General features: G+C 51.5%; 10 protein-coding genes. 2 read left to right on the top strand and 8 right to left on the bottom strand.

The window, feature by feature from the left end; genetic code table 11:
- Nucleotides 1-7 precede the first annotated feature (7 nt).
- Both VST71_09165 and VST71_09160 read left to right on the top strand, forming a co-directional pair.
- Nucleotides 8-463 (top strand): DUF2507 domain-containing protein, encoded by a 456-nt coding sequence (locus VST71_09165; GenBank protein ID MEC4685883.1) that lies wholly within the window; start codon nt 8-10, stop codon nt 461-463.
- Between the two features lie 19 nt (nt 464-482).
- The gene (locus VST71_09160; GenBank protein MEC4685882.1) at nt 483-1,760 is read left to right on the top strand and encodes a sensor domain-containing diguanylate cyclase; all 1,278 of its coding nucleotides are present in this window, start codon (nt 483-485) and stop codon (nt 1,758-1,760) included.
- Here VST71_09160 and VST71_09155 read toward each other — a convergent pair.
- The 8 genes from VST71_09155 to VST71_09120 form a co-directional block, all read right to left on the bottom strand.
- Complete coding sequence (locus VST71_09155) at nt 1,755-4,943, bottom strand: efflux RND transporter permease subunit (GenBank protein ID MEC4685881.1); 3,189 nt, start codon at nt 4,941-4,943, stop codon at nt 1,755-1,757. The genes VST71_09160 and VST71_09155 overlap by 6 nt on opposite strands.
- A complete protein-coding gene (locus VST71_09150) occupies nt 4,940-6,142 on the bottom strand; it encodes an efflux RND transporter periplasmic adaptor subunit (protein ID MEC4685880.1) in 1,203 nt (400 codons plus the stop codon). Before VST71_09150 ends, VST71_09155 begins: the two co-directional genes overlap by 4 nt.
- Nucleotides 6,139-7,566 carry an efflux transporter outer membrane subunit gene (locus VST71_09145; GenBank protein ID MEC4685879.1) on the bottom strand — a complete coding sequence of 476 codons (1,428 nt, stop codon included), beginning with the start codon at nt 7,564-7,566 and terminating at the stop codon, nt 6,139-6,141. Before VST71_09145 ends, VST71_09150 begins: the two co-directional genes overlap by 4 nt.
- Nucleotides 7,563-8,195 (bottom strand): TetR family transcriptional regulator, encoded by a 633-nt coding sequence (locus VST71_09140; GenBank protein ID MEC4685878.1) that lies wholly within the window; start codon nt 8,193-8,195, stop codon nt 7,563-7,565. The genes VST71_09145 and VST71_09140 overlap by 4 nt, the downstream gene beginning before the upstream one ends.
- A 144-nt stretch (nt 8,196-8,339) precedes the next feature.
- Nucleotides 8,340-10,121: an aspartate--tRNA ligase gene (gene aspS / locus VST71_09135; GenBank protein ID MEC4685877.1), complete on the bottom strand. Its 1,782-nt coding sequence runs from the start codon at nt 10,119-10,121 to the stop codon at nt 8,340-8,342.
- Between the two features lie 296 nt (nt 10,122-10,417).
- On the bottom strand, nt 10,418-11,143 hold the full coding sequence (locus tag VST71_09130) for a pseudouridine synthase (GenBank protein ID MEC4685876.1): 726 nt from the start codon (nt 11,141-11,143) through the stop codon (nt 10,418-10,420).
- A 110-nt stretch (nt 11,144-11,253) separates the two neighbouring features.
- Nucleotides 11,254-12,201, bottom strand: a complete 948-nt coding sequence (locus VST71_09125; protein ID MEC4685875.1) for a phosphatase PAP2 family protein — start codon at nt 12,199-12,201, stop codon at nt 11,254-11,256.
- A complete protein-coding gene (locus tag VST71_09120; GenBank protein MEC4685874.1) occupies nt 12,123-12,644 on the bottom strand; it encodes an NYN domain-containing protein in 522 nt (173 codons plus the stop codon). Before VST71_09120 ends, VST71_09125 begins: the two co-directional genes overlap by 79 nt.
- Nucleotides 12,645-12,659: the final 15 nt, after the last annotated feature.

Genomic DNA, 12,659 nt, shown 5'->3' with positions numbered 1-12,659 from the left:
GTGAACGATGGACATTAAAAAAGTGAGACTTGAGGATATCAGTAAAACAGAAAGGCCAACTCTTGGCGATGAGGTTCCGGTTGAGGTATTCCGTCTGCTGAGAATAATCGGAATGTATAGCATCCTGGGCGAAGGCTCAGGTTATACCCTGTATCTGGCCGGAAAAGAACTCGGCGTTGAGCTTGACGTAAACACGACCGATGAACTTGCCGCACTCCTTAAAAAGCTGAAGATCGGCATTCTTACGGTTGTGGAATCATCTGACGACAAAGTTGTTGTGAGAGTTGATGAATGCATAACCTGCTCCGGCCTGCCCGATATTGGCAGGATGATCTGCCATTTTGAAGGGGGAATTATTGCGGGAGCCATGGAGAGGGTACTGAAAAGGCCCACAAAGGGTGTTCAGACCAAGAGCCATACATCAGGCTTTGACCACTGCGAATTCCAGATCCATCTGTTATGAATCTGAATGTCAGGATTCCATGAAAGACCACGGAAAAGATAATGACTTGACAAGAAAAGACCGGGAAATCAGAGGACTGAAACTCGAGCTCGAGGAAGTTAAAAGACTGACGGAAATAAACGAAAAGCTGTTACTATCCAGCATCAGGGAACAGGAGAGACTTCTCAACGAACTTTCCAAAAGGTCAGAGGTGATCCTGAAGAAGGGTTTGGAGATAAGGGAACTGAAGGCCTTTAACGAAATTATTGCAGTAGCAAGTAAGCACCTCAGCATCAAGGACATCCTTAAGTACAGTCTTCAAGTCATTATCAGCTCCCTTGAATCCCTGGAAAAGGCTGTGGGCAGGGAGGTGAAGATAAGCGGGGGCATATTCCTCATCGATGAAGCTACTGAAGAACTCGTTCACTTCACATCCTCCGGAATTTCCCCTGAAGCCCTGGGCTGCAGGGGAAGGGTAGCCCTGGGTAAGTGCATATGCGGCATGGTTGCACAATCCGGGGAAGTCGATATAATCCCTTACTGCCGGGCTGAAACACATCACGGGGGAATGCTCCCGGCCTGCAAGGAGGAGGACCATGCCCATGTCAGCATTCCACTGAAGTCAGGGGACAAGGTTCTGGGTCTCATTTATCTGTATTTTGTCCCCCCTGGTTATCTGCATCTCACCTCTGATGTTAACATCTTCTCGTCAATCGGGAACTACCTCGGACTGCGTATTGAAAAGGCCAGGCTTTATGAAAAGGTGCAGGAACTTGCCACCCACGACGGCCTTACCGGACTATATAACTACAGGGAATTCCACAACCGCCTTGATCACGAATTTCTGAGGGCAAAACGATACACAAAAACGCTTTCTCTCCTCATGACAGACATCGACCACTTCAAACGATTCAATGATACCTACGGTCACATGTCAGGGGATGAGGCCCTGAGAACCATTGGAAGACTTATCAGAAACCTTGTCCGAAGTGTAGATATACCTGCAAGATACGGGGGAGAGGAATTTACTGTAATTCTCCCTGATACGCCATTAAAACAGGCTGAACTGGTAGCGGAAAGACTGCGCTCTTCAGTGGCAAGCCACCCCTTTTTCGTAGAGGGCAAACCCGTCTCGCTAACCATAAGTATCGGAATAGCCTCTTTTCCGGAAGACGCTGATACGAAAGACGAACTGATAAAAGCAGCGGACCGGGCCCTGTATTGCGCAAAAAACGGGGGCCGCAACAGGGTATACAGGTTTACGAGAGGGAAAAATCCTTGCAACAGGGTTACAACTCCCGGGACAGATGAATCATGACCGGGGAGCACCTTCACTCTCTTCAATTTCATCACGGGAAGCTGTATGAATGGAGCGCAGCCTGAAGAGTTTATGCACATCTTCCAGGACAAGATAAAGAGAAGGGATAAGCAGCAGTGTAATCCCTGTAGCAAACAATATCCCGAAGGCAAGGCTGATGGCCATGGGGATAAGGAACTGGGCCTGCACGCTCGTCTCCAGTATCATGGGCATCAGTCCGAAAAATGTTGTTAGAGACGTCAGGAGGATCGGCCGGAACCTCCGCTTGCAGCCATCAACCACGGCCTGAAAGAGTTCAGCACCTTCCTGCCGGTTCCTGTTCACCTTGTCAATCAGAAGGAGAGAATCATTGACAACAACCCCTGAAAGGGCAACGATACCAAAAATGCTGAGGATGCTCAGCTTGAACCCCATTATCAGGTGCCCGGCAACAGCGCCCACCATACCGAAAGGAATAGCCGCCATTATCAGCAGGGGCTGGCTGTAACTTTTAAAAGGGATGGCAAGCAGGGCATACATGCCGAGCAGGGCAAGCATAAACCCCTGCACCATACTCCCCATGGATTCTATCCGCTCCTTTTCCTCTCCTCCCATATCAAAAGTCAGGCCCGGATAATCATTGGCCATCTTGCTGAGAATGCCCTGTTTGAGGTCAAAAAGTATCTCCTCGGCATTGGCTGTCTTATCATCCACGCTTGCCGTGACATTGATTACACGTTTCCTGTCTGTCCGGTTGATTTCACTGAAGCCCCGTCCCTCCGTAATATAGGCTGCCCTGGTCAGAGGAAGCTCCCCTCCATCCGGAGTCCGGATCCTCATTGACTTCAGGTCCCAAAGGCTCTTTCGATCCTCTTCAGGGTATCGGACAACGACCTTGACCTCATTGCGCCCGCGCTGGAATCTCAGGGCCTCGGCCCCGTAAAAGGCCCCCCGGACCTGCCGGCCCAGGTCCTCCTCCGTAACCCCGAGGGTACGGGCCTCAGGGGTAAGGCGGAACTTGAGTTCCCGTTTCCCCTTAAAATAATTGTCCCCTATATCTCCGACACCCGGGTATTGGGCCAGGGCCTCTTTAATCCGCTCCGAGGCGAGGTCCAGGACTCCAAAGTCCTCGTGGGCAAGCTGTATATCAATATTGGCGCCCATCCGAACCACATTGGACGTAAACACAATCGATTCCACACCCGGAACCTCACCCACCTTTGTGCGCCACCGATTTGCAATCTCTACCGCTGGAATGCCCCGCTCCTCGCTCTGTTTCAGAAAAAGGGCCATATCAGAGAGATGAGTCCTGGAGTCAACACTTGACCCCACATTTCCTGCCTCAATCATGGTGCCCCCCACCACGGCATAGACATCCCGCAGAATGGAGTCGCCCCCGGGACGTTCCCTGTCATACTCAGCCACCACCTCCATGGCCTTCTCTTCAAGGAATTTCTGCACCCTCGCAGTCTCCTCTACAGGTGTTCCGGGAGACATCTTCAACGAAACGGTAATCACATCACCATCCACAACAGGCATGAAATGGAACTTCAGAATCCCCCCCTTGACAATTCCCACGGTTAACAGCAGGACGGCAATACCTGCCGCTATAGTGGTATAACGGTTTCTCAGGCAGAGACTCAGAAAACGCTGGTATGGACCGGCTATAAACCTGTCAAGCTTCCTGCCAAAGCCGGTACGGACCCGGTCGATAGCACCGATCAGGCCGCGCGACACCGGACGTGGTCCTCCCATGGCCAGATGGGCCGGCAGCACAAAAAGGGATTCTATAAGCGACAGGAGCATCAGCGAGATCACCACCAGAGGAATAACCCTGATAAACTTCCCCATCATGCCGCTGACAAAGACCAGGGGGAGAAAGGCCGCCACAGTGGTCAGGACCGAAAACGTTACAGGAACAGCCACTTCAAGGGCACCGTCTATCGCTGCCTGAAGATAGGGCTTGCCCTTCTGACGCTGCTCATATATATTTTCTCCTACTATGATGGCATCATCCACCAGGATTCCCAGTGCCAGGATAAAGGCAAACAGGGATATCATATTTATGGATACGTCCATGTAAGGAAAGAGGAGCAAAGCTCCGAGAAAGGATATGGGAATGCCGAGCATGACCCACAGGGCCAGCCGGATCTCGAGAAAGAGCCCGAGAATAATAATCACCAGGGTCAGACCGAGAAAGGCGTTTTTTTCCAGCAGGTTCATGCGGCTGTGCAGCAGTTCCGAGGTGTCGTTCCAGGTGGCAATCTTCAAAGAATCGGGCAGGAAGCCTCTCTTCTGCTCCACATACTTCTTTACAACCTCGGAGATCCTGATCGGTTTCTGCTCCCCTACCCGAAAAACCTTCACCATGGCTGCAGGTTTACCGTCAAACCTGGCAAACATCCCGGTATCGGCAAAGGCATCCTTTACTTTTGCTATATCCCCAAGCCTTACCCTCGTGCCGTCAGGCCTCGTGAGCACGATTATATCGGCATATTCAGGCCCGTAATGACGGCGTCCCTTTGTGCGCAGAAGGATCTCGGAACCCCGGGTCTTGATTGTACCTCCCGGCAGGTCAATGGAAGCCAGTCTCACCTGTTGAGCCACCTGCTCCATTGTTACATTGTAGCGCCGAAGGTTTTCCTCCGGGATCTCAACGGCAATCTCGTAAGGCCGCACACCACTGAGTTCAACCTGGGTAATCTCCGGATGTGCAAGCAGTTCTTCACGGATAATCTCGGCCTGCTCCCTCAGTGTCCTGTCCGAGGCGTCACCGTAGACCACAACCGAAATCACTTCAAAGCGGTTAAGGAGCTTGGTAATCACGGGTTTCTCGGCATCCACCGGAAAGGTGATAATCCGGTCCACCTCGCTCTTTATCTCCTGAAGCTTCAGATCAGGGTCCTCCCCTGGCAGAAGCTCGGCCCTAACCGTACCAACCCCCTCCTTGGCCACAGACCTGATCTCCTTGATCCCCTCCACACCCGTAAGGTTCTCTTCAATCTGAAGAAGTATCCCTTCTTCCACCTCCTCGGGGCCGGCACCGGGATAAGTCACGGTGACCTGAATTGTGTCCAGGCTGATCTCGGGAAAGACCTCCTGCTTGATCGAAGAAATCCTGATCAGACCACCGACCACCAGGATTATCATGAGAAGGTTGGCGGCCACATGATTGCTGGCCATCCACTTGACTGCTCCTCTCATCGTCCCGCCGCCTTATCTATGAGCCGCAGTTTCATGCCCTCAGCCGCACCTGAAATGGTTGTGAGGACCAGGCGTTCCCCCTCCTTCAGGCCATCACTGATAATCACTCTCTCCTGCTCCCGCCGCACCACGGTCACCGGCCGGATATTGAGTCTGTCCTCTTTGTTTACAACCCATACTGTATTATTTTCGCGAAGGGCATTTGCCGGAACGGGAAATACACCGGGCAATACTTTACCGTGGAATGTGACCTCCACAAACATGCCCATCTCCAGGTCAGGCTCTTCATTGTTTCTCCGGGTATTCAGGTAATAGGGATCATCCACAGCCACCACAACCCGTGCCATACGCCCTTTGGGGTCAACCTCACCCAGTGAACGGACCAACCGGCCCTGCCAGCTGAAGGATTGCCTTCCAACGGTAATTTTCACTATAGCAGGGGAACCCTTATCCTCAGAACCCTGACGGGGAACACGCAACCACTGCAAATCCTCCAGGGAGAGGGGAACAACGACCTCGGCAGTTTCAGTCCCGGCCACCACCGCAACACTGCTGCCGGCACGCACATACTGTCCGGCCTCGACCGACTCAGAACGAACCCGGCAATCAAAGGGTGCGTAGATACGTGTACGTTGCAGATCAAGTTCAGCCTGCTTTAGAGCAGCCCCGGCCGCTGCCGCATCAGCCCTGGCCTTTTTTATCTGAGGCTCATAGAGGACCAGGGGATTGGGTTTTTTGTTCTTATCCGTTACCGGATTATTCATTACCAGTCCTTCCCACTCCCGGCGGGCAACAAGGGCGCTGCTCTCCACCTTGGCAAGCTCAAGTTCGGCCTGCGCCAGGACAGCCCGTGCACGGACTACAGCCAACTGGTAGTCAACCCCCTCTATCTCAAAGAGGATATCTCCACCGGCAAAAAAACCTCCGGCAATAAATGCAGGGGCAATATACTTGATACGGCCGCTCACGCGGGGAGTAATACTTGCCTCCCTCCTCGCCTGCACCGTACCCGTTCCAATGACCTGAACCTGATGGTCCTTACTGCTGACCGTCAGGACCTCAACCAGTGCGCCTGGATTACTCCTGACCTCCTTCTGCGGGGCAGGACGGGACAGCACCAGCAGCCGCATAACAACAAAGCCTGCTGTCAGTATAATAACCGGAATGACTATCCTGAACAGTTTACTCCTGAAACTCATGAGCCCCCTCCTTTATGATTATTGACGGTCAGGCGCTCTTGTATTTCATGTTCCATCCATTCCCCTCCGAGCGCCCTTGCCAGGGTGACACGGTCGGATACAAGCTGGCGGCGGGCCGTCAGGAGCTGACCCTGAGCATCAAAATAGAGTGTCTGGGCAATCAGTACCGGAAGATATCCGGAAAGACCCTGCATGTAGCGCTCCTGTGAAATGCGCAGTGCCGACCCTGCTGCTTCTGTCAGCTCCTGCAACTGCGTGATACGCTCTTCAGAAGTGCGGTTCCTTACCAGGGCATCCTCCACTTCCTGAAAGGCGTTCAGGACAGTCTTATGGTAGAGGGCAAGGTTTTCACGAAACACGGCCCTTGAACGATCCACCTCTGCGCTGCGCCTGCCACCGTCCAGTAACGGCTGTGACAGGTTTATCAGAATTTTCCAGAAATTCCCGACAATGTCACCTGTACTGAAAACAAAGCTTGATGTGCCGTAACTGCCAAGCAGGTTAAAAGAGGGAAAACGATCGGCAATAGCCACCGCTACCCTGGCATCGCTCGCCTTGAGGCGCAGAAGGGCTGCGCGGACATCAGGACGCCGTGAAAGGACCTCTGAGGGGAGACCGGCGGGGAAGGCAGCAGGAGTCTCCGGCAATTCAACCAGCTTACCCACCATTTCACTGCCGGGATAATGGCCCATGGCAACAGAAAGGGCATGCTCCGTCACCCTCAGTGTAGACTCAAGGATAGCTCTACGGGCCTTGACCCTGGAGAGGTTCTGCCGAGCCTGGTAAACATCAAGTGCAGGTACCAACCCCTCCCGGTAACGCTCTTCTACCAATGAAAGGATATCTGTATAGGAGTTAATGGTCTGTTCCGTAAGTTTTAGCTGGGCACGCTGCTCTGCCGCCAGATAATAAAGGTCGGCAATACGGGCCGAAAGGCTGATATAGAGGGTCTTGATCTCTTCGCGGAGTGCCTCCACGTCAAGACCGGCAGCCATGGTACGGGATTTGAGCTTTTGCCAGAGGTCCAGCTCAAAGCCTGCAGCAAGGGACAGGATGTAACTGTTGCCGGTATTGTTACCGAAAAAACTTGGTGTATCCTCCCTGCTCCACTGCCCCTGAAGGTCAACCGAGGGCTTCCGGGCAGCTGCGGTGCTGCGGTATATGGCCCGGCTCTGCTCAAAACGCTCATACGCCTGCACCAGGTCGGGATTGCCGGAAAAGGCCTCCTCCATAAGGAGATTCAGGTCTGCATCCCCAAAGGCTTCCCACCAGCGCTCCACCGGAACACCCGGGCTGTTTTGTTCACTGAACGATGCCGGAACAGGAAGCGGGGGCGCTACAGTCTGAGGACTGTGCACAGCGCAACCTGCTGACAGCATTATAATAAAAACAAAAAGAGGTGTCTTTATACTCCATACCCTCATGGTCTCTCCATCCCTGCTACAGCAAAGTCAAGGAGCATGGCTGTCAGTGACTCCACATCACTGACGGGTGTGAGCCCCTCAGGCAGGGAATAATTTTTCCCTGCCATGCATATGGCATGCCCCATGGCCCCAATGGCAAACTGAAGCCGCCAGAAGAGGATGTCGGGGGAGAGCTCCGGCAATGCCTCGCACAGTATGTCAAAGAGAAAATAAAACAACGGCGCAATGTGACGGATAAAGACATTTCTTACTGTATCATCAGGGTCGGACATGGCCCGCCCCACGAGGGTGATGAAATCTTCCGCCCCTGTCCCGGATTTACGAAAGGCAAGCGTTGGCTCAATAAATGCCCGCAGGGACTCTTCCACCCCGGGGAGCCTTCTCTCCTGCCGTGCCGTTTCACGAACCGCTTCAAGATTCTCCCGGCGGATATTGTTCAACGGCACGAGACGCCTTTCAAAAACCGCCTCAAGGAGCGCCTCCTTGGAACCAAAGTGATAATTAACAGCAGCCAGATTCACTCCGGCACGACCGGTAATGGCCCTGAGGGAGGTATTGTGGAATCCTTTCCGGGCAAAGAGGTATTCAGCAGAGTCAAGGATTCTTTCTTTGGTCTCGGGAAGACTCATGACTCATTCCAGACAATCATACGTTCAATTAAAACATATGTTTGAAAAAAAATCAAGGGTAAAAAGAGTAAAGCAGTTCAGAACCACGAAAGGAAATTGCTGAAAGAATCCTGGAAGCAAAAATATCTAAAAGGACAGACTGATTTACTCCACGACTGTATCCAGCCTGATATGAAGGTCTTTTAATTGCCTCTCATCCACTGGTGAGGGGGCCCCACTGAGCAGACAGACGGCCTTCTGTGTCTTGGGAAAGGCTATAACGTCCCTGATGGAGCTTGCGCCAACCATGAGCATTACAAGCCTGTCAAGTCCCAGGGCAATACCACCGTGAGGAGGAGCGCCGAAGCGGAGTGCATCAAGGAGAAAACCGAATTTCATCCTTGCCTCTTCCGCGGATATCCCGAGGATATCAAACATCCTGCTCTGGACCTCCGGGTTGTGAATACGTATACTGCCACCACCGATCTCATTACCGTTAAGCACTATATCATAGGCCTTTGCCCTTAGAGAGGCCGGCCCGTTGCGGTCATTCATATCCCCTCCGAGCATCCTCTCCATATCAGCATCTGCGGGTGACGTAAAGGGATGGTGCATTGCCTGAAACCTGTTTCCTTCCTCATCCCATTCAAGCAGTGGGTAGTCGACAACCCAGAGGAACCTGAAACCATCAGAGACAAGGCCCTGTCTCCTTGCTATCTCAAGCCTCAGCCTGCCAAGGACATCAAGCACCACGTCCTCCCTGTCTGCAACAAAGAGCATTATATCGCCCTCCTCTGCCTCGAGCCTCAGTGCCATCTCATTCAGGACATTTTCAGGGAAAAACTTCGCTATAGGCGATTCAAACCCGTTCTTGATCTTTATCCATGCCAGCCCCTTTGCTCCAAAAGACCGGACCTCTTCCGTCAGCAGGTCCATCTCTTTTCTTGAAAGCCCGGCCATCCCCTTGCCGCACACGGCCTTTACCCGGCCGCCTGATTCAAGGGCGGACAGAAAAACCTTAAAGCTGCCCTCCCTGGCAAGGTCACCCATCTCCCTGAGTTCCAGGCCAAACCTGAGGTCAGGTTTGTCGGAACCGAAACGCTCCATTGCATCCCTGTAGGAGAGACGCTGCATGGGGGTCTCTATCTCAACCCCAAGGGTCTCCTTAAAGAGGTGGGACAACATCCCTTCAATCGTGGAGATCACATCATCGGGCTCAACAAATGACATCTCCATATCAACCTGCGTAAACTCGGGCTGACGGTCCGCCCTCAGGTCTTCGTCCCTGAAACATTTTACGACCTGAAAATACCTTTCAAGCCCCGACATCATCAGTATCTGCTTGAAGAGTTGAGGGGACTGCGGCAGGGCGTAGAACTGGCCCGGATTGAGACGGCTCGGCACCAGATAGTCCCTTGCGCCCTCAGGGGTTGACTTTGTAAGCATGGGGGTCTCTATCTCTATAAAACCCTCTCTGTCAAGATAGTCACGCATGAGCTTTGTAACCCTGTGCCTGAATACAAGGTTCCCCTGCATCTCCTGTCTCCTGAGATCAAGGTAGCGGTATTTAAATCTCAGGGACTCGGATACCTCTGCTGCCTCTTCCAGCACAAAAGGAAGTGTCTCGGACCTGCTCAATATATTCAACTCCCCGGCATAGAGCTCAACTGCACCGGTCGGGATATCAGGGTTCTCCGTACCATCAGGTCTTCTGCTCACCTTACCCCTCACCTTTATAACAAACTCAGAGCGGAGCAGATGGGCTGACTCATGGGCCTCTGAAGAGACATCCGGACTGAATACCACCTGCACAAGGCCGCTCCTGTCCCTCAGGTCAACAAATATCAGCCCCCCATGGTCACGTCTCCTGAAGACCCATCCCGAAAGGGTAAGTTCCTCACCAATATCAGCCTCTCCAACCTCTCCGCAATTCCTGTCTCTATACATGACACCTCCTGAGTCTTTATGGAGTAATGGAGCATTGGGGTAATGGAGCATTGAAAAATCCAATTCTCCAGCACTCCATAACTCCGGTTATGTTTTACCCACATCCAGCAACAAAAAGGCTCCGGCAAGGAAAGGAAGCGATATGATGGAGTCTGAACGGTTTTAATTTCGCAGCAAATTCACCTGGATGGTGAATTGCGAAATTACCTCGGAGATGGACACGATGTCCATCGAGAATGAGTGAAGAATCTATCATATTGCTTCCAACAACCTTTTATCTGGATTCGGTTTTCACTTTACATTTTAAGGCTTTTCTTCAGTTTCTTCACCTCAACCTCATCCAGATATCTCCACTGTCCTGTCCTGAGATCTCCAAGACCAAGACCATCAATCCTGATCCTCCTGAGTTTCAGCACAGTATGCCCCACCCGCTCAAACATCCTCCTTATCTGCCTCTTCCTGCCTTCGTAAATCGTTACTTCAAGCCATGAGTTCTTCTCTGCCCTGGGCGCCCGGACCCTCTTTATCTTTGCGGGTGCAGTCATGCCGTCATCAAGCATTATGCCCTTGTGCAGCTTACTGATGTCTTTCTCCTCTATCACCCCTTTTACCTTTACAAGATACGTCTTGGGTATCTTGTGGGAAGGATGGATTATCCTGTAAGCAAGGTCTCCGTCATTTGTCAGCAGCAGCAGGCCCTCTGAATTGAAATCAAGCCTTCCAACAGGGTATACCCTGAACTTCAGCTTTCCGAGAAGTTGCTGTACAGTCGGCCTGCCTTCGGGGTCCTCAAGGGTTGTAAGAACACCGGGAGGTTTGTTAAGTATGATGTAGACCTTTGGCTCAGACCCGCGCAAAAGCTTGCCGTCAACCCTGATATGGTCCCTTTCAGGGTCCGCCTTCATCCCGAGGACGGCTGTCTTTCCGTTTACAACCACCCTGCCCTCGAGGATGAGTTCTTCCGCCTTGCGCCTTGAGGCAATGCCCATTTTTGCGAGTATCTTTTGAATTCGTTCTTCCATTATGCTAAACCTGTTTGCTCCTCATTTGAATGACAAATTGTACATCTTCAAATAAACACGGACATATATATTAACCTGAACCATGCAAAGATGTAAAACAATGCAGGGAATTAACTGAATTTACGGAAGGGCCTGATAAACCATTGCCCGGCTATCATGGTTATCACATATAGTACAATACCCCCCAGTACATCCACAACATAGTGATAGCGGCAATAGACAGTAGCAAACAAGAGGAGGAGAGTTATCGGCAGGTAGATATAAAAAAGCCTCTTTTCATAACGGAATGCAAGGTGCAGAACCACCAGGGTTATTGCTGTGTGACCACTTGGAAAGGCGTCCCTCTTTATACCTTCAATACTATTGAGTATGCCGTATATCTTCTCAAAAAGCAGCTTACCCTCAAGGGGAATTGACTGGAGGTGGTTCATGGTATACCTCGGGCCAAGGGCAGGAAAGAGTACGTATCCGACGTAGGACAGATAAAAGCAGAGGAGTATAAAGACCAGACCGTCATTAAACTCGGTCTCTTTCTTCTTTATCCTGAGGACGATCCCGAGAATAACCGGAAGAAAATAATAACTTGTATAGGCCAACTGCAGTATCTCCGTAAGATAGGGATTCACCACCCTTTCAAGCCAGACCGTGGGGTAGCCCCCCAACAACCAGTAATCCGCCCGTATGAGCAGGTAATCAATGTCCCCGGGGTTTACGCCCGGCACGAGCTCTGTCATGCTGTCAAATACAAGAAATACGGCTATCACTGGAAAGACAATGTCATGAAATAATTTCCAGAACCCGCGTTCAGGAGAATACCAGATAAGGATCAATTGAATGGAGAGCAACGAGATATATGTAACAAGCAGTTTATCGGCAGATTCAATAGAGCCATAATAAATCACGGTCAACAGGGCAAAGAGCGCGACAAAGATTACAGTAATAGCGTCTGCAGGCCTTACCCTGCCGGAATTCAGCCCCATTACAACTTGTTCAAGGCCCTCGTTACGGCCTTCTGACGTTTTGAGAGTCTGTGTGAAGAGCCCTTCCTGACTGACCACTCATCTTCTTCATCTTCATCACCAGGCATCTTCCCTGTTAATTCATCCATCATATCTTCACCACCTGCAAACTCTTTCTCTCTTAACGCACGACTGAGCTTTCCGAGGAAATCAGCGGAACCAACCGGCACAGACCCATGAGCCCAGGTAAAATCAGCCACATCCCTGTCCGAGCTGACCACGATAAAGAACTTCTTCTCCCTGACAAGCATCTCCTTTATCACATCATCCGCCTTCTTCGCTATCCTCGAAAATATTATCCTGACTCCGCCATCGACCCTTACCGTCTCCCTGGATGAAACGCCGCCATGACCATCAAAGACTACGGTTATATCATGCCCCAGAACTCCCCTGTATCTAATCAGCCTTTTGACGAGTTCGTTCCTCTCGGACTCAAGATCCCTGTGCTGTATTCCGATGAGATTATACCCATCAATAATCAAGTGGGATATTTTAAA

This window comes from Nitrospirota bacterium (assembly GCA_035873375.1).
Lineage (GTDB): Bacteria > Nitrospirota > Thermodesulfovibrionia > Thermodesulfovibrionales > JdFR-85 > BMS3Bbin07.
The sequence above is the reverse complement of the archived record's forward strand: the minus strand, read 5'-3'. Positions and strand labels throughout refer to the sequence as shown.